Source organism: Streptomyces endocoffeicus (genome assembly GCF_016741935.1).
Classification (GTDB): domain Bacteria; phylum Actinomycetota; class Actinomycetes; order Streptomycetales; family Streptomycetaceae; genus Streptomyces; species Streptomyces endocoffeicus.
Map to the genome: position 1 here is coordinate 1 of NZ_JAERRG010000236.1, position 350 is coordinate 350.

The 350-nt window shown below is 68.6% G+C and carries 1 pseudogene; it reads left to right on the forward strand.

Going from position 1 to position 350, the window contains the following annotated elements:
- Positions 1-350, forward strand: a pseudogene (locus JK364_RS54765) (polyketide synthase); the annotation flags it as partial.

Sequence of the window (350 nt, forward strand, 5' to 3'; positions counted from 1 at the left end):
GCCGAGGTCGACGCGGTCGAGGCGCACGGGACGGGGACGAGGCTCGGGGATCCGATCGAGGCGCAGGCTCTGCTGGCGACGTATGGGCAGGGGCGTGTGGAGGGGCGTCCGCTCTGGTTGGGGTCACTGAAGTCGAATATGGGTCATACGCAGGCGGCGGCCGGTGTGGCCGGTGTGATCAAGATGGTCGAGGCGATGCGGCACGGCATCCTGCCCGAGACCATCCATCTGAACGAGCCGTCCCGAGAAGTGGATTGGACATCGGGCGCGGTCGAGCTGTTGAGCGAGGCGCGGGAGTGGTTGGCCGAGGGCCGTCCACGCCGGGCCGGAGTCTCGTCTTTCGGGCTGAC